The organism is Nocardiopsis listeri NBRC 13360, from assembly GCF_001570765.1.
Classification (GTDB): domain Bacteria; phylum Actinomycetota; class Actinomycetes; order Streptosporangiales; family Streptosporangiaceae; genus Nocardiopsis; species Nocardiopsis listeri.
On record NZ_BCSH01000062.1, the window covers coordinates 22,456 to 49,207 of the forward strand.

The following is a 26,752-nucleotide window of genomic DNA, read 5'->3' on the forward strand; positions in this document are numbered from 1 at the left end:
TGTAGATTCGGGACGTGGTATTTCTACACAGCCCCCGGACGAGGGCGTACACGAGCCGGGAGGTGCCTCCCGGGCCCTCAGCCGGCTCTGTGGCGCTCCACCCACGCGGTGATCTGCGTGCGCGAGTGGAACCCCATCTTGCGGTTGATGTTGGCGACGTGACGGGCGGCCGTCGACGGGCTGATGAACAGGTCCCGCGCGATCTCCGGGTTGCTCAGCCCGGTGCTGACCAGGAGGGCTATCTCCAACTCACGCTTGGTCAAGCCGTCCTGCGGCCTGGTGACGTCGGGGGAGTACGTCGCGGCGGGGGCGCGTCGACGTCCCGTTCCGTTACGTCCCGGCGAGCCGCTCCGCTTCTTCTCCGGAGCCTTCCCTCCCTCTCCGACCGGGGAGGAGGCCTGGGAGCGTTTCTCCGGAGGGCGGCGCGCCTCGGCCACCAACCACTCGGCCTCCTGGACCGCCTCGGCCTGCCCCATGCGGTATCCCTGCTCCCACCAGGCCACCAGGTGGCGGCGACGCCGGCGGACCGGTTCCACGTCCACGAAGGGCCACGGGGCGCCTTGGGCGGGCAGTCCGACCCGCTCGCGCAGGGCGACGGCCGCCCCGGCCAATCGACAGGCGGGTTCGCGCAGGTCGTCCTCGAACGCGGCCCGGGCGATCGACGTCAGGATCCGGGCGGCCTCCGCGCGCTGTCCGCTCTGGTGACTGAGCAGGAGCCCCTCGCTCAGGTAGTCGTAGGCCTGCCCGGGTGAGCCCTGGGCGTGCGCCACCCGACCGATGCCGGCCAGGCAGCGGGCCTCCTCTGCCGTCGTCCCGATCATCCGCTGGGTGTCCAGGGCCTCCCGATAGCAACGGTCGGCGGTCATCAGGTCCCCGCCGATCTCCGCGGCGCGGGCCTGACCGATGAGGACCACGCCCACGCCCCATCGGTGGTCGATCCCGCGGAGCAGGGTCAACGCCGCGTTGTAGTGGTGGTCGGCGGTGGAATGATCCCCCTGCTGGGCCACCAGGGCCGCTCGGGTGCTCAGGGCGATCGCTTCGCCCCACATGTCCCCGGCCTCGCGGCACAGCCGCAGCGCCTCCTCCACCAGCATCGAGGCGCGTTCGACGCAACGGTCACGTACCTCCACCAGGGCCAACAGGTTGAACGCGGTGCGCACGAAGAGGTCGTCCCCGGCCTCGCGGCACAGCCGCAACCCCTCTTCGCCCGCGCTGCGGGCCAGGTCGTGGTCGCGTCGGACACGTGCCAACTGGGCGCGACCGACCAGGGCCCGGGCCCTGGATGGAGCCTTGGCGGCCTCCTCCAGATCGAGCAGCCGGTCCATCCAGTGGGCGCCCTCGGAATAGTTGTGGTGACTCACCCAGTGGGCGGCGAGACTCACGCACAGCCGCAGCCCCGGTTCGGCCGCGGCCCTGTGGTGCGACCTGCGCAGCAGCGATCGGAGCGTGTCGTACTCGGCGAGCACGCGACGCCGTCCGGCGTCGCGTTCGGACCAGGGCATCGAACGGGACGACTCCAGCTTGCCGCTCAGGTCCTCCACCAACACGAGCATCCGGTCCAGGAGACGATCCTGGAAGAGGACGTCCTCGCCCTCGGCGACCAGACGATCCTCGGCGAACCTGCGCACGGCCTCGGGCAGCCGGTAACGCACACGTCCCTCGAACTCGCCGGTCACCGTGGCCAGTGAGCGGTTCAGCAGGGAGGTGAGCAGATCCAGGATGGCGGACTCGGGCAGACCCTCGTCGGAGCACACCTGTTCGGCCAGCTCCAGGTCCCACCCTCGGAACACCGACAGCCGGCGCAACAACACCCGCTCGGGTTCGGGCAGGTTCCGGTACACGTAGTCCAGCACCACGGGCAGCACCTGGCTGCGCGAGACCGCCTGGCCCGGACCGGGGCGCAGTTCGGGGGAGGCCAGGTGGGCGCGCAACCCCTGGAGCAGGGGGCGCACACCGGACTCCGGGGCCTCCGCGCCGAGCAGTTCGATCCCGAGCGGCATGCCGCCGGCCAGGTCGCACAGGGCCGAGATCGCGTCCAGCTCCTCGGGGGAGGCCTCGAAGCGGGGGTCACGAGTACGCGCGCGGTCGAGGAACAACCGCACCGGTTCGGTACCTGCGGGGTCGGGCGGCGGGGCGTTGCGCGCCACCACCGGCTGGGACATCGGCGGGACCATCCACACCGTGCCGCCGGACAGCCGCACCGCCTGCTCGCTGGTGAGCATCAACGACACCGAGGGGCAGGACGCCAACAGGGCGTCGCCGATCTCGGTGACCTCCTCGGCAACGTGCTCGCACGAGTCCAGGACCAGCAGCAGCCGACGGCCGCGCAGCGCCTCGGTCACGGTGGTGGCCAGGGGTTGCCCGGCCTCCTCGACCATGCCGACGGCCTCGGCGATTCGCGCGTACACCTCGAGGCGGGTGCACACATCGGTGAGATCGGCGAACCACACCCCGTCCGGAAAGGACACGGTGGACTGTTCGGCCACGTGGAGGGCCAGCCGCGTCTTGCCGATCCCATCGGCGCCACGAATGGTCACCGACCGGCTGGAGCCGAGTAGACGGAGCAGATCGCTCAGATCCGGCTCCCGGCCCACGAAGCTGGTGCCCGGCCGGGGGAGGTTGTGCCGCGCGGGCGCGGTCAAAGGTGCCATGGCCTTCACAATTAGGGGCTGGTCGGGGGTGTGTTCACCGCCGCGAGGCAGGGGTCACAGGGGTTCGGGGTGGTCGAGGTCGGACTTCCTGGTTTAGCGGCTGCACGCGCACTGTGCAAGTGTCGTCGCGCGTACGAGGGGTGCTCAGCCAGGTTCTCGGGGAGAGGTCCAGCCGGTCAACTGCGTCCGGGACGAAATCGAGAGTTTTCTGAAGATGTTCGCGATATGACGCGCGGCTGTGGCCTGACTGATGATCAACTCCTCGGCGATCTCACGGTTGGACAAACCCTTCTCGGCCAGTGTGGCGATCTCCCGCTCACGAGGAGTGAGCGAGTCGGGGCCACCGGCGCGGGCCCCCTGAGGCCTGGGAAAGGCCAGGGCGCGGTCGCGTACCTGCTCCAACGGCAGTGAACGCCACGCGTTCCACGCCTGAGCGGCCTGGGTCGCACCCACCCTACGCTCCACCGCCGAGCGTAGCCGGACGGTCTCGGCCGACGGTTGTTCCAGGGACTTGCGCAGGTCGGTGGCCACACCGGCCAACGCGGCGGCCCGGGTGGCCTCCTCCTCGGCCAGCGCCAGCTCCGCCAGGGCCTCCAATGCCCGGGCCACCGAGATCCTGCGACCCGAGGTGAAGCTCGCCTGTAGGCAGCGGGCCAGGGGAGCGCGTGCCGACAGGGGGTCGCGCCAGGCCAGGTGCAACCGGCCCAGGTCGGCGGAGCACCGCGCCACCGCCGGATCGGAGGGCAGTTCACCGAAGACGTCCAGTGCCTCCGAGAGCATTTCGCGCGCGGCCTCGTGTTCTCCGGCCTCGGCCGCGATCGACCCCAGACCATGCAGGGATCGGGCCTCGATCCACCGGTCGCCCAGGGTGCGCGCCGTGGACAGGCTCACCTCCAGGTGGGCGACCGCCTCCTTCGGAGCGCCGCGGTGCCGGGCCGCGCGAGCCAGGACCTCGCGCGCGTCGGCCTCGGTGATCGGGTCCCCGGCCACCATGGCCCACCCCATGGCCTTGCCCGCCTGACGTTCGGCCTCATCCACCGAACCGGTGCGCAAGGAGAGGGTGGCCAGGGTCGTCAGGGCGGAGGCGGCGGCGCGGGGTTCCCGGCAGGCCCGTGCCGACTCCAGGGCGCACATGGCCAGGTTGGACACCCGTGTGGCGGGGTCGACCTCCAGGCGCAGCTCGGCGTGCAGGGCCAGGGCCCTGGCCCGGAGCGGGGGCGCCTGGTCGTCGGGGGACACGGCCAGGGCGAGTTCCAGGAGACGACCTCCCTCGGCGGACAGGTCCCGCATCAGCCAGTACGAACGCAGCGCCACGCACACGCGCAGGGCCTCGTCCACCCGCCCCGTGGACAGCGCCCAGGCCACCACCCGGGTGTGGTTCTCCCGGTTGTGGTCGTGTTTGCGCAACCGGCCCAACCGTTCGGACCAGTCGTTGGGAGCGCAGCCGCGTTCGGCCGCGTCCTCCAACCGTTGGACGGCGAAGGCGAGGAAACGTGACCAGCGTTCGTCGACGTCCGCCTCCTCCTCCAGCCGTTCGATGGCGTAGGCGCGCACGGTCTCGGTGAGCCGGTAGTGGGCGGTGCCGTTGATCTCGGCGTCCACCACGATCAGCGACTTGTCCAGCAGGGAGAAGTGCAACGGCAGGATGTCGGTGGGCTCGACCCCCTCGCCGGAGCACACCTCCTCGGCCATCTCCAGGTACCAGGTGGAGAACACCGACAGTCGGTGCAGGAGCGCGCGCTCGGCGTCGGAGAGCATGCCGTGGCTCCACTCCAACACCGCCCGCAGGGTGCGTTGGCGGGCCGGCAGGTTCTCCGTGCCGTCGCTGGTCAGCAACTGGAAACGGTCGTCGAGCCTGCGCAGGATCTGTTGGACCGACAGGACCCGGACCCGGGCGGCGGCCAACTCGATGGCCAGCGGAAGGCCGTCGAGCATGCGGCAGATCTCCGCGATGTAGCCGGAGTTCTCCCGCGTCATCTCGAAGCCGGCGCGGGCGGCGTGCGCGCGGGTCAGGAAGAGCCGCACCGACTCGTAGCGCTGGGCGTCCCGTCGCGGAATCGGCACCGGGACGGCGGCGTAGGGGTCGGTGGGGGTAGGCCGCGAGGGCAGGGACAGCGGCGGCACCCGCCAGACGCTCTCCTCGGGTACGTGGAGCGGCTGACGGCTGGTGGCCAGGATACGCACCCGCGGACAGTCGCGGAGTACGGCCTCGCACAGTTCGGCCATCGGCCCCACCGCGTGCTCACAGGTGTCCAGGAGCAGCAGCAGGTGCTGGGTGCGCAGCGCCGTGATGATGCCGTCCATCAGGGCGGTGGAGTCGCCCTGGGCGGCCTGCAACCCGGCGGCGACGGTGCGCAGCGCCTCCTCGTGGGTGGAGGCCTCGCTCAGGTCGATGAAGCGCACTCCGTCGGGGAACTGACGCAGCACGCGTTCGGCCAGGTGGAGGGCGAGTCTGGTCTTGCCGATTCCACCGGTGCCGGTCAGCGTGATCATCCTGGCGGTCCCGAGCAGGCGACCCAGGTCGACGATGTCGCGTTCACGTCCGACGAACCGGATGAACTCGCCGGCGGACAGGGGCAGGTTGTGGCGGGGAGGAGACATGGCCTCGTTTACTAGGACACCGATGTCGACCGCCCCGTGTCCGTGACGCCCACGAAGCGGCCGGTCCCAGTCTGGCACCGGGTGTCCGCGGCTGTCTCGTGGATGGCCGGTTCCGGCACGAGGGGGCGGAAACCGCCCATGCCGGGCCGTAATTTGCTAAGGGCCCACCGTGACCCTCGCGAATCGAGGCCGGGACGGCCCGGGGGAAGAGAGGTTCCCCCGGGCCCGAAAACGAGGATCAACCCTTCGGGTCCCAGTCCGTGGGGTCGGCGGTGGCCTGCTCGCCACGCTCCATGTCCTTGACCTCGTGGTCGCCGCCCTCCTCGAATGGCGGGAACCAGACGAAGGGGATGCCCTTCTTGGACGCGTACTGGATCTGCTTGCCGACCTTGGCGATGGAGTGGAACACCTCGGTGTTGAACCCGCGTCCGCGCAGCAGTTCGCCGGTGCGCAGCGCCTCGGTGCGTCGCTCGGCGTTGGGCACGACCACCATCACGTCGGTGGGGCACACCCGGCCGCCCTCGATGCGTCCTTCCGCGACGAGCTTGGCGAAGATGCGGGTCAGGCCGATGGAGAGGCCCACTCCGGGCAGCTTCCGCCGGATGAACTGGCCGGCGAGGTTCTCGTAGCGTCCACCTGCGCAGATGCTGCCGTACTCCGGGTCGTCGTCGAAGGAGGCCTCGTAGACGGTGCCGGTGTAGTAGTCCAGGCCACGGGCGATGGACAGGTCCGCCACCACGTCGCCCTCGGGCAGGTCGGCCAGGTCGTTCATGACGAACGCCAACTCCTCCAGACCCTCGTCCAGCAGCTCGGAGACGACCCCCAGCTCGCGGACGGCCGTGACGACGGTCGCGCCGTCGCCCTTGATCCGGGCCAGTGCCAGGCAGGGGTCGATCTGCTCCGTGGTCAGGCCCTCGGAGACCAGGATCTCCCGCACGCCCTCGTCCCCGATCTTGTGGAGCTTGTCCACGGCGCGGATGACCGAGATCGGGTCCTTGACGCCCAGGCCCTCGTAGAAGCCTTGCAGCACCTTGCGGTTGTTGACGTTCAAGGTCCAGGCGGGGATGTCCAGCCCGCTGAGCACCCGGTGCACGATGCGGGGGAGCTCGGCGTCGAAGTGCAGCGGTACCGAGTCCACGTTGATGACGTCGATGTCGCACTGGGTGAACTCGCGGTACCGGCCCTCCTGCGGGCGCTCACCACGCCAGACGCGCTGCATCTGGTAGCGCTTGAACGGGAAGGTCAGCTCGTTGAAGTGCTGGGCGACGTAACGGGCGAAGGGCACCGTCAGGTCGAAGTGCAGCCCGAGCCTGGCGTCGGAGTCGTCCTTGGCGTCGGCCTGGAGACGGTGCAGGGTGTAGACCTCCTGGGAGGTCTCGCCCTTGGCCATCAACACGTCCAGGTTCTCCACCGAGGGCGTCTCCACGGACGCGAAGCCGAAGGACTCGAACCCGGCGCGGATATGGTCCAGCCAACGCTGCTCCACGGCCCGGACCTGAGGGGTCCACTCGGGGAAACCGCTGATGGGAGTGGGTCGGACGACGCGCTGATCGGACATGTGGGGTTCTCGGCTCCCTTGGGAGTGTTCTCTGCCTGTGGATTCACCGTCCCCGCCGGAAACACGCGGGCACACGGGTGCGCGCTGTTCGGGGATGGGGCGTGCGGTCCATCCTACGCACCGGGCGAGTACCGGGCATCGTGAGCGGCGGCGGCAGCGGGCGGAGGTGGGCCACCACCGGCCCACGTGGACGGTTGTGGGCCGGTGGGGCTCGGGAACGCCCGAACGGGGTGGTACGGCCGGTTCGACATCGAAGAGCGAGACGTCGGTGGCGGTCGTGCGCCCCAAGGCGCCGCCGGGGCCCCGTGGGTCGCGTGCTCGTGCCAGGAGTCGACGGCGACCTCACTCGGCTGGGTGCCCTGCGTTCCACCGTAGAGGCAGGGAGCGGCGCCGGACAGGGATCCACGCGGCCGAAAGCGGCCGAAAATGGCCGCGCGCAATGTCGTAAAGTGCCACCACGGGGGTACGGGAATGTGCTTTCCTTGCTACTGTCCGTGCCCGAATCCGGACTCCGGGCTAGGAGTCGGACATCCGGCGTCAGAGTGTCCACGGTCACGTTCCGACCGGAACCCCCCTCACCTTGGTGTCGTTCCGGCCGGCCCGACCACTCTGCCCAAACCCCGGAATCCAGTGTCCTCCCGGTGTTAGGTTCCAGGTGCGGATCCTCCCGTGGAGGTTCGGACCCGAGCGGATCCGCGCCCCTCCAGACCGGGTCGAGTGAGCCAACCGTCCGTCCAGACCCGGCACTCTCGCTAGGACAAACTGTGATCCACTCAGCTAACAGCACGAACAACGTCCACGCACCCACCGAACTGTCCACCAAGATCATCATCGCCGGGGGCTTCGGGGTCGGTAAGACCACGTTCGTCGGGGCTGTCTCTGAGATCCCCCCGGTCCGCACCGAGGCGGCCGTCACGTCGGCGAGCGTCGGTGTGGACGACCTCTCGCACACCCCGGACAAGACCAGCACCACGGTCGCCATGGACTTCGGTCGCATCTCGCTCGAAACCGACCTCACCCTGTTCCTGTTCGGCACACCCGGCCAGCAACGCTTCTGGTTCATGTGGGACGACCTGGTCCGCGGTGCCCTCGGCTCGGTCATCCTCGCCGACACCCGACGCCTGGAGGACACCTTCCAGGCACTGGACTACTTCGAACGTCAGTACCGACTCCCGTTCGTCGTGGCCGTCAACGAGTTCGACCCCGAGGCGGGCTACACCGCCGACGAACTGCGCGACGCCCTGGACCTGGCCCCCGAGGTGCCCGTCGTCCGCTGTGACGCACGCGACCGCAGGTCGGTGGTCAAGGTCCTGCTCACCCTCGTCAAGCACGCCATGGCCCTGGAGGCCCGACAGCGCTCGCGGGGCGGTCGATCGAGTCAGGGCCAGAGCCAACTGGTCAACTAGATACGCCGCCACCGGGTACGCGGTCCCGTTCGTTGCCCGAACGAGTTCCCTTCGGGTGGTTTCGCGGCATCGTTGTGCACATGCGATCACCCGGGGGGAACCAATGGGTTGTGTCCGGCGTTACTCTGGCGTGGTGTTCGGACGAATGGCGGAAAGCGTCCGCCGCCTACTGGGCAAGCCCGGTGCGGTGGATCTGCGGCCCTATACCAAGCTCCTGCCGGCGATCGAGGCCGAAGAGGAGGGTCTGCGTGAACTCAGTGACGACGAGCTGAAGGAGAAGGCTATCGAGCTCGGTTACGCCGAGCTGCCCTACTCCACGGCCGATCTGGTCAACCTGTGCGCCGTGGGCCGAGAGGCCGCACGCCGCACCCTCGACGAACGACCCTTCGACGTCCAGCTCCTGGGCGTCATGGCGCTGCTCGACGGTCACGTGGTCGAGATGGCCACCGGTGAGGGCAAGACCCTCGCCGGAGCCCTCGCCGCCGCCGGGTTCGCCCTGCGCGGCAAGCGTGTCCACCTGCTCAGCGTGAACGACTACCTCGCTCGACGCGACGCCGAGTGGATGCAGCCCCTCTACGGCATGCTCGGCGTCACCGTCGGCTGGATCAACGAGGACTCCGAGACCGAGGAGCGCAAGGCCGCCTACGGCTGTGACGTCACCTACGCGGCCGTCAGCGAACTCGGTTTCGACGTCCTGCGCGACCGCATGGTCACCGACGTCGCGGACCGGGTGGTCCCCGAACCCCACGTCGCCATCATCGACGAGGCCGACTCCGTGCTCGTCGACGAGGCCCGCGTGCCGCTGGTCCTGGCCGGCGCCGCCGAGGCCGTGCCCGCCGACATCGAGATGGCCGACGTGGTGCGCGACCTCAAGCCGCGCACGCATTATGAGATCGATGACGAGGGACGCAACGTCCAGCTCACCGACGCCGGTATCGACGCGGTCGAGAAGGCCCTGGACGGCGTCGACCTCTACTCCGAGGAAGACTCCTCACTCCTGCCGCAGGTCAACCTGGCCCTGCACGCGCACGTGCTGTTGCAACGCGACGTCCACTACGTCGTGCGCGACGGCGAGGTGCGCATCATCAACGAGTCCCGTGGTCGCATCGCGCTGCTCCAACGCTGGCCGGACGGCCTGCAGGCCGCGGTCGAGGCCAAGGAGAAGGTGGCGATCAGCGAGACCGGAGAGGTCCTGGACTCCATCACCGTCCAGGCCCTGGTCATGCGTTACCCCACGCTCGCCGGCATGACCGGTACGGCGATGTCCGTGGCCGAGCAGCTGCGCGAGTTCTACGAGCTCGAAGTGGCGGTCATCCCCTCCAACAAGCCCAACGTCCGTGAGGACCAGGGCTCGCGCCTGTACGCCACGCGTGAGGAGAAGGAGGACGCCCTCATCGAGAGAGTGGAGAAGGTCCACAAGGGCGGCCGCCCCATCCTCATCGGCACCCAGGACGTCGCCGAGTCCGAACTGCTCGCCGGTCGGCTGCGTGATGCCGGACTGGAGTGCGTGGTCCTCAACGCCAAGAACGACGCGGACGAGGCGTCCGTCATCGCCGAGGCCGGCACCTACGGGGCCATCACCGTCTCCACCCAGATGGCCGGACGCGGTACCGACATCCGGCTCGGCGGCAGCGACATGTCCGACCGTGAACGGGTGGTGGAGACCGGTGGCCTGTTCGTGATGGGCTTCGGTCGCTACCCCAGCAGTCGTCTGGACGGCCAGCTTCGCGGCCGGGCCGGCCGACAGGGCGACCCGGGCGATTCCATCTTCTTCGTGAGCATGGACGACGACCTGATCGTCAACAACGCCTCCGAGAGCACCGGCTACAAGACCACCTCCGAGGGCGAGATCACCGACGAGGCGTGGTTGGACATGGTCGACCACGCCCAGCGGGTCTCCGAGGGCCGGTTGTTGGAGGTGCACCGCAACACCTGGCGCTACAACAAGCTCATCGACGTGCAGCGCGAGGTGGTCCTGGAGCACCGCGAACTGGTACTGACCGGGGACCAGGGCGACCGACACATCGCCAAGGACCAGAAGGAACGTCACGAGGAACTCGTGGCGGAGTTGGACGCCGAGCGCGTCGGCGACGCCTCGCGGATGATCACCCTCTACCACCTGGACCGTGGTTGGACCGACCACAACGCGTTCCTGTCCGAGCTGCGGGAGGGCATCCACCTGCGCTACCTGGGTCGTCGCGACCCTCTGGACGAGTTCAACCGTGAGGCCGTCCCGGTCTTCAAGGGTTTCCTGGACGAGGCCCGCGCCCGCGCCGCCGAGAGCTTCGCCGAGTTGGAGGTCGTCGACGGTGAGCTGGACGTGAGCGGGGTCGGGGTGAAGCGCCCCTCGATGACGTGGACGTACATGGTGCACGACCATCCGTTCAGCTCCGCACTGGAGACCCTGGTGGGTCGCCTCAAGGGTGACCGGGGATCCGGCGACTAGCCGTCACTCTCCGCAGATCTCATGCGCGGGTCAGGACCAAGGTCCCGGCCCGCGCATTACCTTTGTCGGCTATTCTTCTCAAAACGCTGGGACGCTCCCTCTGTCCTCTGTGTAATGACAGGGGGCGGGTTAATATAGAAGCGTTTTCAACGGAACCCGAGACGGTTGGGATTGCATCCACGGTGGCTCACGAGATCGGTGCGCAAGAGAAGATCAGTTACGGTCGAAACGACCGCTTCGCCGGGGGTCCCGTTGGTGGCGGGAGTTTCTGGATCGACGACGAGGGCCGCCCGGTGGCCAAGATCGGTGGGCCGAAGGAGTGGCGTCCCACTCCCATGATCGATGTCCGAGTGGGTGACGTGTTCAGCGTCGGGGGTCAGGTCTGGCGGGTCGGCGAAATAGTCGACGCCGATTCTCCAAGCGCGTATCTACTGGCGACCAGGATTAGCTGACTCGCGGGTCGACTTCTCGTCGCCCTCTTCTTTGTTCGCCCCCCGCTGGAATTGCAACCCTCTGCAACCGTTTCACTGATCGTTGCGGAGGGTATTGTATTGCGGTTTCCGGCGGGGGGTTTTGTGCGCCGACCATGTTCCGTGCGCACGCGTGGTGTGGTTCCCCGTCCCGTCAGGATGAAGACATGCCGCGGTGACGTTCCGTCGTCGCAGGTCGGCGTGGCGTCGCCGCCACCGCTTTTCGCTCAATCGAGACGTTCCGGTTATCCGACAGGGGTGTTCGTGTCGCCGATGCTTCGTTAACGTCGAAGTTGCACGGCACGCCCCGCAGGTGATCGGTGGGAGAGCCCTCGTTCCGACGGGGAACGGTCACCGCGTCTGCCGACCAAGGTCGGTCCCAGGGGCTGTCCCCCGCCCCTGGGCCTGGCCACCCCCGCGCCGGATCGCGACTCCCGATAGGTTCGGCGACATGGCACTTCGACACATCGCTCTGTTCCGTTGGCAGGACGGCACCACCCCCGATCAGGTCGCGCGGGTGGAAGAGGCGCTGGGGATCCTGCCCGACGTGATCTCCGCGCTCGACGCGTACGCCTTCGGCCCGGACCTGGGCATCGGTTCCGACACCTTCGACTTCGCCGTGGTGGCCGACGTCGCCGACGAGGCGGGATTCGTCGCCTACCGGGACCACCCCGACCACCAGGCCGCGCTCGCGGTGATCCGCCCGCTGCTCGCTGACCGAGCCGCCGTCCAGTACCAGGTATGAGCTCGGAATGGATCTTGTTCCAGAAAAGCTGGTCGTCCGTATTTCACCGGGCTCTCGGCCTGTTCTGGATCTGATGCGGGCCTTGCGGTAGAACAAGTTCCAGTTTATTCTCTGGGTATGTACCGCCCGCTGGGGACACCCTGACCGTTCGGTCGCGGGATGTCGTCGACGGCGGACAGAGAGAAGACCGTCGCCCGCCGAAGTCGGATCGCGCCCCGACTTCGGCGGGCGACGTCCGTTGTGCGGGGTGGAAGGCTCAGCCCAGGAGGCGGGAGATCTCACCGAAGCTCGGGCAGGGCCAGGGGAGGCGGCAGCCCTGGCATCGGGACCCGTCGTCCCCCTCGGGGCTGTGCAAGAGGAGCAGGTGCACGCACACCCCGGCCAGGTTGGTGACCTCATCGCGCGCGTTCGCGTAGAAGGCGACGTCGTTGATGCGGGCCAGGGCGCTGTCGGAGTGGGCGTCGGGGAGTCCGACGGTATCCGGGTCCCAGGGCACGGCCCGATCGGAGCGTTCCAGTATCTCCTGCACGCACCGGAGCAGGCGCGCGTGTTCGGAGGGTCGTCCCCTCCGGCTCGCTGGACTGGTGAACGGCGGCATCGCTGATCTCCCCCAACGGGTGGGTACCCGGCGTCTCTCCCTACAGGAAAACGCTGTGACTCACAGTACACGCATCATTGCCCGTTGTCGCGAGTCGGTGCGTGCGAAACCGCCGGAAACATTCGGTTCCCGGTCGGTGGGAGGGGCTGCCCCCAAGGGGAGGGGCAGCCCACCGGTAGGGGGTGGAGGGCCGGTGGTCGCCGGACGCCTCCCAGGGGTCAACCGCAGTTTCCGCCGCAGTTGCAGGAGCCACCGCTTTGGCATCCGCAGCCGCAGCCGGAACCACAGCCACACCCGGCCTGGTGCGGGGTCGTGATCAGGGAGTGGGTCACGGTCCCTCCTCAAGGGCTCGGAGCTTTCCCGAAGGTTGAACTTCCCACCGCGGGTCTTTCCCAACCGGAGACCGATCCTCGACGCCGCCTCGACCATGGGACCGCGTGGGGTCGAGAGCCCGACCCACGCAGCTGAACTGGGTCATCGCAGGTGGGAGGTCAGGTGAAGAAGGTGGGTCCGGCGGCCGGTCGGCGTGTCATTCGGTACAGCCGGACATGTCCCGGGAGCATGACCGGAATCGTGGGCAGCAGCACCATCGTCAGTACCGGTGCCGACTCCACAGGCACCGTGGGAACCATGCTCGGAACCACCGCCACGGCGGCGCCCACCAACCGTTCGAAGTCGAACGCGGCCCCGTGTGGCGCGAACCGTGTCATCCAGGGGAGGGTCCTCGGAGACGGACCTGCGCCCGGGGATCAGCGGCCCGGAACGCAAGACGGTCGCCCGGTCCCCGGGTGTGAACGGGGAGCGGGCGACCGCAAGTCCTCCGGGCGGGACAAGGGGGAGTGTCCACGGTCCGGAGGGCGCTGGGGAAAAGGCGCGCTCCGCACCAAGCTAGGGGTTCGCCGGACCGGAAGGGGCCGGATGTCCGCTTCCGGTCATTTTCTGGAACAGATTCCTCACCGGGCGTTAAGGGGGGCGTCCTCCTCGCCGCCCGGGACCGTCGCCGTGGGTTCGCCCCGGTTCCCCGGCAGACGCACCACCCCCGGGGTGCCCGCAGCCACGGCCTCGACCAGTCCGTTCGGGGGATCCCCGAGCGCGGGTTCCCCGCCCTCGCCATCGGACTCGAACTCCACCCGTCCACCGGTGAAGCCGGCCCTGGTGAAGCCCATCGCCTCCGGGGCGATCCGCGTGTCGTGCAGCAGGACCCGTGCGCCCGAGAACTCGGCCTTGTGGAAGTCGGTGAAGGGACCCTCGAAGCGCACATGCCGGAAGTTGACCGTGCCTCCGGTGGATCGTGCGCCACGGAAGGTCATCCGGGCTCCGGACACCCGTGAGTAGCGGAAGTCCATCTCCCCTGCGGCGAACACCGAACGATCGAAGAACAGCTTGCCGCCGATGAGGTGCACCCCGCGCAGACCGCCACCGTCGAAGACCACGTTGGACAGGTCGAAGCGGTGCCCATGCCAGGAGGAGCGCTCATCGCGCGACCGGTCTCCGATGCCCCGGATGACGGCGAACCGTACCTCTCGGAAGGCCTCGTGTCCCTGACGCGCGACCGTGCCGACCTCGTCCTCCTCGGGTGCGGGGGAGTGCGGCATGCGCATGTAGGAACACAGCACGTTGATGCACGTCTGGCGCAGTTCGGGGGTGGGCGCGTCGTCGGCCAGGTGCGCCCGCGCGTGCACCGCGCCGAGCCGCGGCCTGCTCGTTGCCCAGTTCGGTGTAGGCGGTGGTGAACCGGTCGTTGAACAGCTTGACCCCGTCGCGCTCCGCTGCTCGAAGCGCCCGCGGGTTCTCCAGGTTGTTGTTGCGTTGCCGGTGGTAGGCGATCACCGGCAGCGCGATGCCGGTGAGCCCGGCCATGATGGCGAACGCGCGGACCACCACGCCCTCGAAGGCGCGTAACGACAGTGTGTCCGGTCGGGCTATCTCGGGGAAGCCGAGGAACCACAGGGCACCGAGGACGAGCGTTCCGACGCACAGTCCGGTGACAGTCCAGGTCACGGCGATGTGCAGCCACAGCGGAGGCGGCCGGTCCTCCCGGTCGCGGTCCGGTGCGCGCTCCAGGTCGACCTTGGTGGGGCGGGGGATGGACATGCCGATGACACTAGGAGATTCTCGGTATGTGTGCGGGATTATGTCCGTCTTCGGTCAGGGCGGTCAGAACAGGTCCACGGGCGGAGCGGGGGAGTCCACCGCGTCGGTGTCGTGGACCGAGGCGTACCCGGAGGTGAACCGGTCCAGGTCCTCGCCGGCGACCAGCCGCGCCATCTCGGGATCACGATGCGCCGCGCGACCCAGCTCCTCCTCGGGCAGGGGACGATGGCCCGCCACCAGCACCAGGTTGCCGAACCTTCGGCCGCGCAACACCCCCGGTTCCGCGGACATCACCACGTGCGGCAACACCGAACGCACCGTCGCCACCTGCGCCCGAGTGTGCTTCAACGCGTAACCGTCACCGACGTTGACCACCAGGAATCCGTCGGGTCGCAGCACACGGGCCGCCTCGGCGTAGAACTGCGCGGACGTCAACCGCGCCGGGGTCCGCGCTCCCGCGAACACGTCCGCCACCACCAGGTCGGCGCTGGAGTCGTGCCGGGCGCCGATCCACTCGCGCGCGTCACCGATGCCCACCCGTAGTCGCGCGCGCCGGTCCCAGGGCAGCCTGCGCCGCACCATTTCCACCAGGGCCGCGTCCACGTCCACCGCGCGCTGATGGGAACCCTGGCGGGTGTGCGCCACGTACCGGGCCACGGTGAGCGCGCCGGCGCCCAGGTGCAGCACGTCGACGGACTCTCCCGGGGGCGCCACCAGGTCGACCGCGTGCGCGATCCGTCGCACGTAGGAGAAGTCCAGATAGGTGGGGTCGGACAGGTCCACGTGCGACTGCGGGGTGCCCTCCACCAGAAGGAACCACGAGTTCGGTCGGTCCGCGTCGGCGAGCAGGTCCACCCCGGGAACGACGGAGACCCCCTCTTCGGCCTCGACCCTGTCACGCACACGTCGGCCCATGTCCTCGTCCTGTTCTGCCGTGGAGATCACTCCAAGGTAGGCGTACCGCGGACCCCTTCGGAACCGACGCGCGAACCCCCTCTTCGGGGCGCTAGCCTGGGTCCTCCCAACGTTTTTCCGATCATCGCGCCCGAACCCTTTTCGGGTGCGTTCACCGAGGAGTGGCCGTGCTACTGCGGATGTCGAACCTGTTCCTGCGCACCCTGCGTGAGGACCCGGCGGACGCCGAGGTGCCGAGCCACAAGCTGCTCGTGCGCGCCGGCTACGTTCGTCGGGCCGCCCCCGGCGTCTACAGCTGGCTGCCCCTGGGCAAGCTCGTCCTGGAGAACGTCTCCCGTGTGGTCCGCGAGGAGATGAACGCCATGGGCGGCCAGGAGGTCCTGCTCCCGGCCCTGCTGCCCAGGGAGTACTACGAGGCCACCGGCCGCTGGGAGGAGTACGGCGACACCCTCTTCCGGCTCAAGGACCGCAAGGGCGCCGACTACCTGCTCGGTCCCACCCACGAGGAGCTCTTCACCCTCCTGGTCAAGGGCGAGTACTCCTCCTACAAGGACTTCCCGGTCGTCCTGTACCAGATCCAGGAGAAGTTCCGCGACGAGGCGCGTCCCCGCGCCGGCGTCCTGCGCGGCCGTGAGTTCCACATGAAGGACTCCTACTCCTTCGACATCGACGACGAGGGCCTCCAGGAGTCCTACGACAAGCACCGCGCCGCCTACATCCGGATCTTCGACCGGCTCGGTCTGGAGTACGTCATCGTCTCGGCGACCTCCGGCGCCATGGGCGGCTCCGCCTCCGAGGAGTTCCTGGCGGTCGCACCCACCGGCGAGGACACCTTCGTGCGCAGCACCGGGTCCGACTACGCCGCCAACGTCGAGGCCGTGAGGGTCCCCGCCCCCGAGGCGCTGCCCCTGGACGGGCTGCCCGAGGCGAAGGTCCACCACACCCCGGCGACCGCCACCATCCAGACCCTGGTGGACTTCCTGAACGAGGCGGGCCTGGGCCGCGACTTCAGTGAGGCCGACACCCTCAAGAACGTCCTGGTCAAGACCCGCGTCCCCGGTGCCAAGGAGTGGGAGCTGCTGGCCGTCGGCGTTCCCGGTGATCGTGAGGTCGACTTCAAACGGCTGGAAGCGGCGCTGGAACCCGCCGAGGTGGAGATCCTCGACGAGGCCGACTTCGCCGCCAACCCGTTCCTGGTCAAGGGCTACATCGGCCCCAAGGCCCTGATCGACAACAAGGTCCGTTACCTGGTCGACCCGCGAGTGGTCACCGGTACCGCCTGGGTGACCGGTGCCGACGAGGCCGACCATCACGTCGTCGACCTGGTGGCAGGGCGCGACTTCACCCCGGACGGCACCATCGACGTCGCCGAGGTGCGCGACGGCGACCCCTCCCCGGACGGGAAGGGCACCCTGTACACCGCGCGCGGCATCGAGATCGGCCACATCTTCCAGCTGGGTCGCAAGTACGCGGACGCCTTCCAGGTGGACGCCCTGGGCCCGGACGGCAAACCCAAGCGCGTCACGATGGGTTCCTACGGCATCGGCGTCTCCCGCGCGGTGGCCTCCATCGTCGAGCAGTCCCATGACGACAAGGGCATCGTGTGGCCGCGTGAGATCGCCCCCGCCGACGTGCACGTCGTCGGTACCGGCAAGGGCGATGAGGTCCCCGAGGCGTTGCGCATCGGCCGGGAGCTCGAGGCCAAGGGTCTGCGCGTGCTCGTGGACGACCGCAAGGCCGCCCCGGGTGTGAAGTTCACCGACGCCGAGCTGGTGGGCATCCCCACCACGATCATCGTGGGCCGTGGCCTCAAGGACGGCGTGGTCGAGTTGCGCGACCGCAAGAGCGGTGAGCGTTCCGACGTCCCGATCGAGGAGATCGTCGACCGAGCCCTCGCCGCCTGCGCCGAGTAGGACATCGATACGAAGGATCGAGCACGGAGAGGGGCTCCCGGCTTGCACACGGGAGCCCCTCCCGCGTGGGTCCACCCGTCACTAAGGTCTCTCGAAGCCGGGGAAGGCGTCGGGTTCGGCGCCCCATTTCAGCGAGCGCAGCGTCGACTCCTGCAAGGCCCGCGCGGCGGTGACGCGCAGGTCGGTGTCACCGGAGGAGGTCAGCCACAGGTACGCCTCCATCGTGGCGCCCTCCAGTTCGGCCGCGAACGTGTCCATGCCGTCCCCGTCGCGACCTTCCGGGATCGGGTACGAAGGCAAGGCGGGCGGTGCCTCCAGGTCGCGTTCGGCGGCGGCGTCGCGCAGCGCGTCCCGCAGCGCCTTGTGCTCCAGTGCGGCGGTGGACGCGCGCTCGCGCCGCCCCTGGTCACCGGCGGCGCCGCCGACGAACTCGAACCCGTACACCGCCGCGTGCTCGGCGCGCAGCGCCTCCGCCAGGGCTTCGGCCGTGGGGTCGGTGTCCTCGCTTGGGGTGGGGGTCTCGCTCACCTGACTACCTCGCCTATGTCGATGGGCCCTCAGGCCTCGTCCAGCAGATGGGCGTGTACGGCCTCACAGGCACCGATCGCGCTCACCAGCTGGGCCAGTCCCGGGTCGGTCACGGCCGCCGCCTGGTCCAGGCGCGACGACGAGGCCGCGACCTCGACCAGCCGTAGCCCCGAGGTGTCCAAGGGCGGACCGGGATCGGTCTCCGTCCCACCCGATCCCTCGGCCTCCTCCGGTTCCGCTGAGGGGCCCACTCCCTCGGGCAGGGCCTCCAACAACGCGTCCAGGTGGGCCAGGTGGTGTTCTCGGAACCCCTCCAACAGGTCACCGGGGCCCACCCCGTCGGCCAACGCCTGTTCGTACCGGACCACCGTCCGCTCCTTCTCCCGGATCAGGGAGCGCAGGACGGACACGTCCGGGGTCACGTCGTAGGGATACCAGTCGGCCGTGCCGCACCCGCTCAGACCGGCCACGGCGCCCGCCGCCACGACACCTGTCACCGTGACGCCCAGCACAGTGCGGCGGCTGACGTTCCCCTGCACGCGGTCTCCTTCCCCTGCCCCGCGCCCGGGGCGGTGTCGACGGCCCCGCCGTCGAGCGGCGGTCGGGACCCATCTTTCCACGCCGGTCGAGGCGTCGAGGCCGGTCCGCTTCCTCCCCGCGGGAAAGGGGAGATCGGCCTGCGTGCACACCCGAGGGCACGCCCCGAGGAGCGGGGCGACCTGGAGGAGGCCCGGGAGTGGATACCCTTGCACGACAACCGCCGTCGTGCGCGACGTGCGGCGCTTTCGCGTCCGACGCGAAAGCGGAAGAGGACTACGTACAGAGCTGGACCGCCCCGTTCAACGGCTCACGGCCGAGCGGGCGGGATTTCGCCGTTTTGAGGGGCTGACACGCATGGGAGCGCAGGCGCGGGAAGAGCGCATCGCCGAGCTGCTGGAGCCGGTCCTGGCCAAGGCCGGGCTGGACCTGGAGGCCGTCGAGCTGACACCGGCGGGCAAACGTCGAGTGCTGCGCGTGGTCGTGGACTCCGACAACGGGGTCGACCTGGACCTGGTCGGCGAGATCAGCCAGGACGTCAACGAGGCGCTGGACGCCTCCGACGTCATGGGTGAGACGCCCTATGTCCTGGAGGTCACCTCGCCAGGGGTCGACCGTCCGCTGACGACGCCCCGCCACTGGCGCCGCTCCCGCGGTCGCCTGGTGAAGGTGAACCTCGTCGAGGGCGGAGACCTCACCGGACGCGTGACCGAGTCCGACGACCAGGGCGTGACCCTGGACGTCAAGGGTCGGTCCCGAACCCTGGCCTACGACAAGATCGCCAAGGCCAAGGTCCAGGTGGAATTCCGTCGCGAAGCCGACACCGACGCGGCGGACTAGAGAGGGAGCCCCGTGGACATTGACATGAGCGTCCTTCGCAGCCTGGAGCGCGAGAAGGACATCGCCGTCGAACTGGTCGCCAAGGCGATCGAAGACGCACTCCTGATCGCGTACCACCGCGAGGAGGGCCCTGAGAAGAAGGCACGAGTGGAACTGAACCGTTCCACCGGCCACGTCGTCGTTTGGGTGACCGATACCGACGAGGAGGGTGTGGCCGTCGGCGAGTTCGACGGGACCCCCACCGGGTTCGGTCGCATCGCCACCTCCACCGCCAAGCAGGTGATCCTGCAGCGGCTGCGCGACGCCGAGGACGAACTGACCCTGGGCGAATTCGCCGGCCGCGAGCACGACATCGTGTCGGGCATCATCCAGCAGGGCAAGGACCCGCGCAACGTCCTGGTCGACCTCGGCAAGATCGAGGCGATCCTGCCCCCGCAGGAGCAGGTTCCCACCGAGAACTACACCCACGGCGAGCGCCTGCGCGCCTACGTGGTCCAGGTGCGCAAGGGACTGCGCGGTCCCTCGGTGACCCTGTCGCGTACCCACCCCAACCTGGTGCGCAAGCTCTTCGAGCTGGAGGTGCCCGAGATCGCCGACGGCACCGTCGAGATCGCGGCCATCGCCCGTGAGGCCGGTCACCGCACCAAGATGGCGGTCAGCTCCAACCGGGGCGGCGTCAACGCCAAGGGCGCCTGCATCGGTCCGCTGGGCAGCCGTGTCCGCAACGTCATGGCCGAGCTCCACGGGGAGAAGATCGACATCGTCGACCACTCCGAGGACCCCGCCGTGTTCGTCGCCAACGCGCTGTCCCCGGCACGGGTCAACTCGGTGGAGATCCTCGACATGGCCGCGCGTGTGGCACGCGTCGTCGTTCCCGACTACCAGCAGTCGCTCGCCATCGGCAAGGAGGGCCAGAACGCCCGACTGGCCGCGCGTTTGACCGGATGGCGCATCGACATCCGCTCCGACGCGGAGCCCGCCCGCCCCCTTGAAGAAGAGGTCGACGGCCCCGCCGAGGACACCGACGACACCGCTTCGGCCGGCTGAACGGGTCACGACCATGCCCCGACACGATATGGTGGCCGAAGACGGTCCTGACCGTCCCGTGCGAACGTGCGTGGGTTGTCGGTCGCGGACAGTCCAGTCCGACCTCGTGCGGCTGGTGGCCGAGGGCACGGCCATCAAGCCCGACACCCGAGGTCGACATCCGGGGCGCGGAGCCTATCTGCACCACGACCGCAGGTGCTTCGAACTAGCGGAGCGCCGAAGGGCGTGGTCACGCGCCTTCCGGAGCCGGAGCGGAGGAGGTCCCACTCGGTGGGACGTCTCACGTGTGGCGTCGTTGTTCGACGACGCCCCAGGTGGCTGAGCGCGCCGCTATCCGGATAGGGTTGGAATGTCTGGGCCGACCTCGAGGTTGTAGAGACCGAGGTCGGCGTGCTGTGCCGTGTCGGCACGCATGAGCCGGCCCATTGTTGTGTAGCGATGAGGAAGCAGGTCGAGATTGCGATGAGCGCCTGATGAGTACGCAGCGATGAGTAACTCGAGCTAACGACGGTCCGGCACAAGCCCCTGTCCCGGACCGAAGCTGAAGGAGAGTAGTGGCGAAGGTCCGGGTATACGAACTCGCTAAGGAGTTCGGTGTAGAGAGCAAGGCCGTCCTGGCCAAGCTCAACGAGATGGGCGAATTCGTTCGTTCGGCGTCCTCCACGATAGAGGCCCCCGTCGTTCGACGCCTTCAAGAAGCTTTCAACGATGGCTCCGACGGTGGCAAGAAGGGTGGATCGGCTCCCAAGCCGGGCCCCAAGCCCTCCGCCGGTGCCCCCGCGCGTCCCGCGGCTCCCAAGCCGGGACCCGCGCCCAAGCCGGGGCCCGCACCCAAGCCGGGTCCGAAGCCGGCTCCGGCCGCCAAGCCCGCGGCTCCGGTGGCCAAGGCCGAGCCGGCCGCCGAGAAGCCGTCCACCCCGGTCGACAAGCCCGCGGTGCCGACTTTCGAGGCCGCGCCCAAGCCCGGCCCCAAGCCGGCGCCCAAGGCCCCGCGCGGTGACGCGCCGAAGCCGGGCCCGAAGCCGGCCGCGGGCTCCCAGCAGCGTGGCGGCGACCGGCCGCAGCGCGGCGGCGAGCGTGGCGGTGAGCGTGGTGGCCGTGACGGCGGCCGCGCCCCGCGTCCGGGCGGTCCCCGTCCCGGCCCGCGTCCGGGCAACAACCCGTTCGCGTCCAACGCCTCCGGAATGGGGTCCAAGCCGGCCCCGCGTCCCGGTGGCGGCGGTGCTCCGCGTCCGGGCCCGCGTCCCGGTCCCCAGGGTGGTACCGGCGGCGCTCCGCGTCCGGGCGGTCCCCGTCCGGGCCCGCGTCCCGGCCCGCAGGGCGACCGCGCCCCGCGTCCCGGTGGCGGCGCCGGTGCTCCGCGTCCCGGTGGCGCTCCCGGCGCCCCGCGTCCGGGTGGTGCCGCCGGTGCTCCGCGTCCCGGCGGTGGCGGTGGCGCTCCGCGTCCCGGAGGCCCGCGTCCCAGCCCGATGAACATGCCCTCGTCCCGTCCGGCCGCGCCCGCGGGTGGCGGTCGTGGTGGCGGTGGTGGTCGTCCCGGTGGCGGCGGTCGCGGTCGGGGCGGCGCCCCGACCGGCGCGCGTCCCGGTGGCGGCGGCGGTCCGCGTCCGGGTGGTTTCGGTGGTCGTCCCGGTGGCGGCGGCCGTGGCCGCGGTGGCGGAACGGCCGGTGCGTTCGGTCGTCCGGGCGGTCGTCCCGGACGTGCGCGCAAGTCCAAGAAGCAGCGGCGTCAGGAGTTCCACGACCTTGCGGCACCGTCCTTCGGTGGCGTCAAGATCCCGAGCGGCAACGGTCAGTCGATCCGACTGTCCCGTGGCGCCTCGCTCTCGGACTTCGGCGACAAGATCGACGTCAACCCGGCGTCGCTCGTCCAGGTCATGATGCACCTGGGTGAGATGGTCACCGCGACCCAGTCGCTGCCCGACGAGACCCTGCAGTTGCTCGGTGAAGAGCTCAGCTACAAGGTCGAGGTCGTCAGCCCCGAGGACGAGGACCGCGAACTCCTGGAGTCCTTCTCCATCGAGTTCGGTGAGAACGAGGGCGGCACCGCCGAACTTCGTCCGCGCCCGCCGGTGGTCACCGTCATGGGTCACGTCGACCACGGTAAGACCCGACTGCTGGACACCATCCGCAAGACCAACGTCTCCAGTGGCGAGGCCGGCGGAATCACCCAGCACATCGGTGCCTACCAGGTCTCCACCCACGTGGACGGTGAGGAGCGCAAGCTCACCTTCATCGACACCCCCGGTCACGAGGCGTTCACCGCCATGCGTGCCCGTGGTGCGAAGGTCACCGACATCGCGGTGCTGGTCGTGGCGGCCGACGACGGCGTCAAGCCGCAGACGGCCGAGGCCATCGACCACGCCAAGGCGGCCGAGGTGCCGATCGTCGTCGCGGTCAACAAGATCGACGTCGAGGGCGCAGACCCGCAGCGGGTGCGTGCCCAGATGACCGAGTACGGCCTGGTGGCCGAGGAGTACGGCGGCGACGTCCAGTTCGTGGACATCTCCGCGCTCAAGGGCGAGAACATCGACACGCTGCTCGAGTCGATCGTCCTGACCTCCGACGCCGCGCTCGACCTGCAGGCGAACCCGGACATGGACGCTCAGGGTCTGGCCATCGAGGCCTACCTGGACCGCGGTCGCGGTTCCATGGCCACGGTGCTGGTCCAGCGAGGCACGCTCAACGTCGGTGACTCCATCGTCTGTGGTGACGCCTACGGCCGCGTTCGCGCCATGCTCGACGAGCACGGCCGGAGCGTGGAGACGGCCGAACCCTCGCGTCCGGTCCAGGTCCTGGGTCTGACCAACGTGCCCAGCGCCGGTGACAACTTCCTGGTCGTCAAGGACGACCGGGTGGCGCGGCAGATCGCCCAGCAGCGGGAGGCGCGCGAGCGCTTCGCCCAGCAGGCGAAGTCGGCCCGTCGGGTCACCCTCGACAACTGGCAGTCCGCCATCAAGGAGGGCGAGCGCTCCGAGCTGCTCCTCCTCATCAAGGGCGACATGTCCGGTTCCGTCGAGGCGCTCGAGGAGTCGCTGCTCAAGATCGACGCCGGTGGCGACGAGGTCGGCATCCGGATCATCGGTCGCGGTGTCGGTGCGATCACCCAGAACGACATCAACCTGGCGTCGTCCGCGGACGCGATCATCGTCGGCTTCAACGTTCGGCCCGAGGGCAAGAACAGCGAGCTGGCGGACCGCATGGGTGTCGACATCCGGTACTACTCGGTCATCTACCAGGCCATCGACGAGGTCGAAGCCGCGGTCAAGGGTCTCCTCAAGCCCATCTACGAGGAGGTCCAGCTCGGCAGCGCCGAGATCCGCGAGGTCTTCAAGGTGCCCAAGATCGGCAACGTCGCCGGTTCGATCGTCCGCAGCGGTCTCATCCGCCGCAACAGCAAGGCGCGTCTCATCCGCGATGGGGTCGTCATCTCCGACAACCTCAACGTCGATTCGCTCCGACGCTTCAAGGACGACGCGACCGAGGTCCGTGAGGGCTTCGAGTGCGGTATCGGTGTCGGTTACAGCGACATCCGGGTCGAGGACGTCATCGAGACCTACGAGATGAAGGAGAAGCCCCGCGACTAGTCGTGTGGACTGATCCACCTGGGGCCCCGGACCATCGTGTCCGGGGCCCCACCTTTGCCGGCTCGCACAACACCACAGGTGATCACTTGTACGTTGGGGCGTTGACGCTGGACGTGCTCCTTGGAGACGTCCACTCGCTCAAACAGAAGCGTTCGATGGTCCGGCCGGTCATCTCCGAGCTACGCCGAAAGTTCTCGGTGTCGGTGTCGGAGGTGGGCGACCAAGACCTCTACCGTCGGGCGAAGATCGGTGTCGCGGTGGTCGCTCCCACGGCCGCCCATGCCAGGGACCAGATGGACACCTGCGAGCGTTTCGTCGCGGGCCGTCCCGAACTGGAGTTGCTGTCCGCCAGGCAGCGGCTCTTCAACGAAGAGGAAGACTGACGATGGTCGACGCAGCACGCGCGCGCAAGATCGCCGACCGGATCCAGCGCATCGTCGCCGAGATGCTGGACCGGCGGATCAAGGACCCGCGCCTGGGATTCGTGACCGTGACCGACGCCCGTATCACCGCTGACCTGCGGGACGCCACGGTGTACTACACGGTGTTCGGTTCCCCCGACGAAAAGGCGGCCAGCGCGGCCGCACTGGAGAGCGCCAAGGGCGTGATCCGCAGCGAGGTCGGCAAACAGACCGGTATCCGGCACACGCCGAGCCTGGCCTTCGTCCTCGACGACGTGCAGGAGAACGCCCAGCACATCGAGGAACTGCTGGTCAAGGCGCGTCAGTCCGACGAGGAGGTGGCCCAGCGGGCCACCGGAGCCAAGCCCGCGGGCGAGGCCGACCCGTACAAGGTCCCTCGTGAGGACGACGAGGACCACGAGGACGAGTGACCACCCGGGACGGCGGCGTCGGTCGCCGTCCCGCCCCCTTTCCCTTGAAGGAGCACCATGGCCGAGAGCGGCGTCGTGGTCGTTGACAAGCCCGCCGACTGGACCTCGCACGACGTGGTCGCCAAGACTCGTGGTCTGGCGCGCACCCGACGCGTGGGGCACGCGGGCACCCTGGACCCGATGGCCACCGGGGTGCTGGTGCTGGGGATCGAGAAGGGCACGAAGCTTCTCGGTCACCTGACCCTGACCGAGAAGACCTACGAGGCGACCATCCGACTGGGCCTGCTCACCAACACCGACGACGCCGAGGGGGAACCCGGTGCGCGTACCGACGCCTCCGCCGTCACCGACGAGGAGGTCCGGGAGGCCGTCGCGAAGCTGACCGGCGTGATCTCACAGGTCCCACCTCAGGTCAGCGCGATCAAGGTGGACGGCAAGCGCGCCTACAAGTCGGCTCGCGAGGGCAAGGAAGTGGCCCTCAAGGCCCGTGAGGTCACCGTTTCCGAGTTCGAGGTGACCGACATCCGTCACGTGGCGGACCCCGATGGCGGATTCGTCGACGTGGACGCGGTCGTCACCTGCTCCAGCGGCACCTACATCCGCTCGTTGGCGCGCGACATGGGCGTAGACCTGGGAGTGGGCGGCCACCTCTCCGCCCTGCGCCGCACTCGCGTGGGACCCTACGACCTGTCCCAGGCCCGTACCCTGGACGAACTCGCCAGGGAGTTCACCCAGGTTCCGCTGGCCCGAGCGGTGGCGGCGGCGTTCCCGGTGCGTACCCTGGACGAGACCGAGACCCGCGCGATCCGGCACGGCAACCGCATCGGCGAGAGCACTCTGGGAGAGGGCCCGGTGGGCCTGTTCGCCCCGGACGGCAGCGTGGTGGCGCTGGGCGAGAACCGCCCCGGCCACATGAAGCCGATCGTCGTCTTCACCCCGGCCTGAGACGATCCGGAGACCTCCGTTTCCGGTCGTGCCGTTCAGGGACGGTGGGGGAGTTCCTTGAGGAATCCGGCGAGGGCGGCGGTCAGTTCGCCGGGACGTTCGATGGAGGGCAGGTGTCCGGTCTCCGGGAGTTCCAGGAGGGCGGCGTCACCGATGCCCGCCGCGTACAGGTCCGCGACCTCCTGGATCTGAGGGATCTCGGACAAGCCCTTGACCACCAACGTCGGCACCGTGATCTCGTGCAGTCGACCCTTGGCCGGGGGATCGGGCCACAGGTTCTCGTTGGGCGGGCTCGACCAGCTGCGGGCGAACAGCTCCCGCAGCATCAGCAGGGACAGGTCCCAGGCCTCCAAGGGCATTTCCTCGGGTGATCGGCCTGTTCCGAGCACCATGAACCGGCCCTGCGCCTCGGCCATCGCCGCCACGTCCGACGGGTCGGGGGAGGCGTTGCCGGCCTGGTACACCGTCAGCCGCTCGTGCGGCACCGCGGCCAGGGACATCTTCCGCGACTCCCGGACGAAGGCCTCGGGCCATTCGTGTCCGGACATACCAGGGCAGACCAGTGCCAGCGCGTTCACCCGCTCGGGCGCGGCCAACGCCGCGTCCACCGCGTAGGCACCGCCGAACGAGGCCCCCACCAGGGTGGCCTCTCCGATGCCCAACGCGTCCATCAGCCCCAGCAGGTCCTCGTGGTGCGGGATCGGGCCCTCGTGGTCGGCCGACCCCCCATGACCACGCCAGTCGTAACGCACCACCCGGTGCGTTCGGGACAGCTCCGCGAACTGGTGGTCCCACATCCGCCGGTCGGCCACCCCGGCGTGCACGAGCACGACCGCGGGCCCCTCCCCGGCCTCCTCGTAGGACAGGTGGGTGCCGTTCGTACCGATCATCGCCATCCGGGCACGGTAAACCGCGTATCCGCTTCGAGCCAACCCGACTTTGCCTGGATGGGTGATTCCAGGGGGTGGGTGTGGGGTGTGGGTGTGGCCGGTGGGGCGTCTGGGGTCGGGAGCCTTGGGGTTGTCGGGCGTCGCTTGGC

Annotated in this window: 22 protein-coding genes; 12 read left to right on the forward strand and 10 right to left on the reverse strand. The window is 69.2% G+C overall.

Annotated elements, in window-relative coordinates; genetic code table 11:
- Positions 1-77: 77 nt before the first annotated feature.
- The 3 genes from NLI01S_RS18915 to hisS form a co-directional block, all read right to left on the reverse strand.
- Positions 78-2,642 carry a LuxR C-terminal-related transcriptional regulator gene (locus NLI01S_RS18915; RefSeq protein ID WP_067606461.1) on the reverse strand — a complete coding sequence of 855 codons (2,565 nt, stop codon included), beginning with the start codon at positions 2,640-2,642 and terminating at the stop codon, positions 78-80.
- Between the two features lie 153 nt (positions 2,643-2,795).
- A complete protein-coding gene (locus NLI01S_RS18920) occupies positions 2,796-5,252 on the reverse strand; it encodes an ATP-binding protein (protein WP_067606462.1) in 2,457 nt (818 codons plus the stop codon).
- Positions 5,253-5,490: 238 nt separating this feature from the next.
- Positions 5,491-6,810, reverse strand: a complete 1,320-nt coding sequence (hisS, locus tag NLI01S_RS18925) for a histidine--tRNA ligase (RefSeq protein ID WP_067606464.1) — start codon at positions 6,808-6,810, stop codon at positions 5,491-5,493.
- A gap of 764 nt (positions 6,811-7,574) precedes the next feature.
- On the opposite strand from hisS, the gene NLI01S_RS18930 reads away from it, so the two are divergent.
- The 4 genes from NLI01S_RS18930 (at position 7,575) to NLI01S_RS18945 (ending at position 11,877) form a co-directional block, all read left to right on the forward strand.
- Entirely contained in the window at positions 7,575-8,216 is a 642-nt protein-coding gene (locus NLI01S_RS18930; RefSeq protein WP_067606466.1) for a GTP-binding protein, read from the forward strand.
- 145 nt (positions 8,217-8,361) lie between these two features.
- Entirely contained in the window at positions 8,362-10,662 is a 2,301-nt protein-coding gene (gene secA2 / locus NLI01S_RS18935) for an accessory Sec system translocase SecA2 (RefSeq protein ID WP_067606503.1), read from the forward strand.
- A 182-nt stretch (positions 10,663-10,844) separates the two neighbouring features.
- Complete coding sequence (locus NLI01S_RS26470) at positions 10,845-11,114, forward strand: DUF6406 domain-containing protein (RefSeq protein ID WP_067606468.1); 270 nt, start codon at positions 10,845-10,847, stop codon at positions 11,112-11,114.
- Positions 11,115-11,583: 469 nt separating this feature from the next.
- Positions 11,584-11,877 carry a Dabb family protein gene (locus NLI01S_RS18945; RefSeq protein ID WP_067606470.1) on the forward strand — a complete coding sequence of 98 codons (294 nt, stop codon included), beginning with the start codon at positions 11,584-11,586 and terminating at the stop codon, positions 11,875-11,877.
- Positions 11,878-12,133: 256 nt separating this feature from the next.
- On the opposite strand, the gene NLI01S_RS18950 is transcribed toward NLI01S_RS18945, so the two are convergent.
- The 4 genes from NLI01S_RS18950 to NLI01S_RS18965 all read right to left on the reverse strand — a co-directional run bounded on the left by NLI01S_RS18950 (position 12,134) and on the right by NLI01S_RS18965 (position 15,484).
- Positions 12,134-12,406, reverse strand: a complete 273-nt coding sequence (locus NLI01S_RS18950; protein WP_223809301.1) for a hypothetical protein — start codon at positions 12,404-12,406, stop codon at positions 12,134-12,136.
- Positions 12,407-12,966: 560 nt separating this feature from the next.
- On the reverse strand, positions 12,967-13,185 hold the full coding sequence (locus tag NLI01S_RS18955) for a hypothetical protein (RefSeq protein ID WP_067606474.1): 219 nt from the start codon (positions 13,183-13,185) through the stop codon (positions 12,967-12,969).
- A 243-nt stretch (positions 13,186-13,428) separates the two neighbouring features.
- The gene (locus tag NLI01S_RS26090) at positions 13,429-14,070 is read right to left on the reverse strand and encodes a hypothetical protein (RefSeq protein WP_190318522.1); all 642 of its coding nucleotides are present in this window, start codon (positions 14,068-14,070) and stop codon (positions 13,429-13,431) included.
- A gap of 562 nt (positions 14,071-14,632) precedes the next feature.
- A complete protein-coding gene (locus tag NLI01S_RS18965) occupies positions 14,633-15,484 on the reverse strand; it encodes a spermidine synthase (RefSeq protein WP_067606504.1) in 852 nt (283 codons plus the stop codon).
- Positions 15,485-15,663: 179 nt separating this feature from the next.
- On the opposite strand from NLI01S_RS18965, the gene NLI01S_RS18970 reads away from it, so the two are divergent.
- Entirely contained in the window at positions 15,664-17,397 is a 1,734-nt protein-coding gene (locus tag NLI01S_RS18970) for a proline--tRNA ligase (protein WP_067606506.1), read from the forward strand.
- 81 nt (positions 17,398-17,478) lie between these two features.
- Here NLI01S_RS18970 and NLI01S_RS18975 read toward each other — a convergent pair whose 3' ends face one another.
- Together NLI01S_RS18975 and NLI01S_RS18980 are read right to left on the reverse strand one after the other, a co-directional pair.
- Complete coding sequence (locus NLI01S_RS18975; RefSeq protein WP_067606478.1) at positions 17,479-17,925, reverse strand: ferritin-like domain-containing protein; 447 nt, start codon at positions 17,923-17,925, stop codon at positions 17,479-17,481.
- 29 nt (positions 17,926-17,954) lie between these two features.
- Positions 17,955-18,464 carry a hypothetical protein gene (locus NLI01S_RS18980; RefSeq protein WP_067606480.1) on the reverse strand — a complete coding sequence of 170 codons (510 nt, stop codon included), beginning with the start codon at positions 18,462-18,464 and terminating at the stop codon, positions 17,955-17,957.
- 355 nt (positions 18,465-18,819) lie between these two features.
- Between NLI01S_RS18980 and rimP the strand changes: the two genes are divergently transcribed.
- From rimP to truB, 7 genes are all read left to right on the forward strand, one after another.
- Positions 18,820-19,302, forward strand: a complete 483-nt coding sequence (gene rimP, locus NLI01S_RS18985; protein WP_067606483.1) for a ribosome maturation factor RimP — start codon at positions 18,820-18,822, stop codon at positions 19,300-19,302.
- 24 nt (positions 19,303-19,326) lie between these two features.
- Entirely contained in the window at positions 19,327-20,349 is a 1,023-nt protein-coding gene (nusA, locus tag NLI01S_RS18990) for a transcription termination factor NusA (protein WP_067606485.1), read from the forward strand.
- Positions 20,350-20,377: 28 nt separating this feature from the next.
- Entirely contained in the window at positions 20,378-20,671 is a 294-nt protein-coding gene (locus NLI01S_RS25395) for a YlxR family protein (protein ID WP_084392710.1), read from the forward strand.
- Positions 20,672-20,903: 232 nt separating this feature from the next.
- Complete coding sequence (gene infB, locus NLI01S_RS18995; RefSeq protein ID WP_067606487.1) at positions 20,904-23,936, forward strand: translation initiation factor IF-2; 3,033 nt, start codon at positions 20,904-20,906, stop codon at positions 23,934-23,936.
- Positions 23,937-24,022: 86 nt separating this feature from the next.
- Complete coding sequence (locus NLI01S_RS19000; protein WP_067606489.1) at positions 24,023-24,319, forward strand: DUF503 domain-containing protein; 297 nt, start codon at positions 24,023-24,025, stop codon at positions 24,317-24,319.
- A gap of 2 nt (positions 24,320-24,321) precedes the next feature.
- On the forward strand, positions 24,322-24,768 hold the full coding sequence (gene rbfA, locus NLI01S_RS19005; protein WP_067606491.1) for a 30S ribosome-binding factor RbfA: 447 nt from the start codon (positions 24,322-24,324) through the stop codon (positions 24,766-24,768).
- Positions 24,769-24,825: 57 nt separating this feature from the next.
- Positions 24,826-25,713, forward strand: a complete 888-nt coding sequence (gene truB, locus NLI01S_RS19010) for a tRNA pseudouridine(55) synthase TruB (protein ID WP_067606493.1) — start codon at positions 24,826-24,828, stop codon at positions 25,711-25,713.
- A 35-nt stretch (positions 25,714-25,748) separates the two neighbouring features.
- On the opposite strand, the gene NLI01S_RS19015 is transcribed toward truB, so the two are convergent.
- Positions 25,749-26,609 carry an alpha/beta fold hydrolase gene (locus tag NLI01S_RS19015; protein WP_067606495.1) on the reverse strand — a complete coding sequence of 287 codons (861 nt, stop codon included), beginning with the start codon at positions 26,607-26,609 and terminating at the stop codon, positions 25,749-25,751.
- Between the last annotated feature and the right edge of the window lie 143 nt (positions 26,610-26,752).

What these genes read in the sequence shown, in the direction of transcription:
- NLI01S_RS18920 (WP_067606462.1), bottom strand. Translation starts at nt 5,252, where the DNA reads ATGTCTCCTCCCCGCCACAACCTGCCCCTGTCCGCCGGCGAGTTCATC.
- hisS (WP_067606464.1), bottom strand. Translation starts at nt 6,810, where the DNA reads ATGTCCGATCAGCGCGTCGTCCGACCCACTCCCATCAGCGGTTTCCCC.
- secA2 (WP_067606503.1), top strand. Translation starts at nt 8,362, where the DNA reads ATGGCGGAAAGCGTCCGCCGCCTACTGGGCAAGCCCGGTGCGGTGGAT.
- NLI01S_RS18945 (WP_067606470.1), top strand. Translation starts at nt 11,584, where the DNA reads ATGGCACTTCGACACATCGCTCTGTTCCGTTGGCAGGACGGCACCACC.
- NLI01S_RS18955 (WP_067606474.1), bottom strand. Translation starts at nt 13,185, where the DNA reads ATGACACGGTTCGCGCCACACGGGGCCGCGTTCGACTTCGAACGGTTG.
- NLI01S_RS26090 (WP_190318522.1), bottom strand. Translation starts at nt 14,070, where the DNA reads ATGCCGCACTCCCCCGCACCCGAGGAGGACGAGGTCGGCACGGTCGCG.
- NLI01S_RS18965 (WP_067606504.1), bottom strand. Translation starts at nt 15,484, where the DNA reads ATGGGCCGACGTGTGCGTGACAGGGTCGAGGCCGAAGAGGGGGTCTCC.
- NLI01S_RS18970 (WP_067606506.1), top strand. Translation starts at nt 15,664, where the DNA reads ATGTCGAACCTGTTCCTGCGCACCCTGCGTGAGGACCCGGCGGACGCC.
- rimP (WP_067606483.1), top strand. Translation starts at nt 18,820, where the DNA reads ATGGGAGCGCAGGCGCGGGAAGAGCGCATCGCCGAGCTGCTGGAGCCG.
- nusA (WP_067606485.1), top strand. Translation starts at nt 19,327, where the DNA reads ATGAGCGTCCTTCGCAGCCTGGAGCGCGAGAAGGACATCGCCGTCGAA.
- NLI01S_RS25395 (WP_084392710.1), top strand. Translation starts at nt 20,378, where the DNA reads ATGGTGGCCGAAGACGGTCCTGACCGTCCCGTGCGAACGTGCGTGGGT.
- rbfA (WP_067606491.1), top strand. Translation starts at nt 24,322, where the DNA reads ATGGTCGACGCAGCACGCGCGCGCAAGATCGCCGACCGGATCCAGCGC.
- truB (WP_067606493.1), top strand. Translation starts at nt 24,826, where the DNA reads ATGGCCGAGAGCGGCGTCGTGGTCGTTGACAAGCCCGCCGACTGGACC.
- NLI01S_RS19015 (WP_067606495.1), bottom strand. Translation starts at nt 26,609, where the DNA reads ATGGCGATGATCGGTACGAACGGCACCCACCTGTCCTACGAGGAGGCC.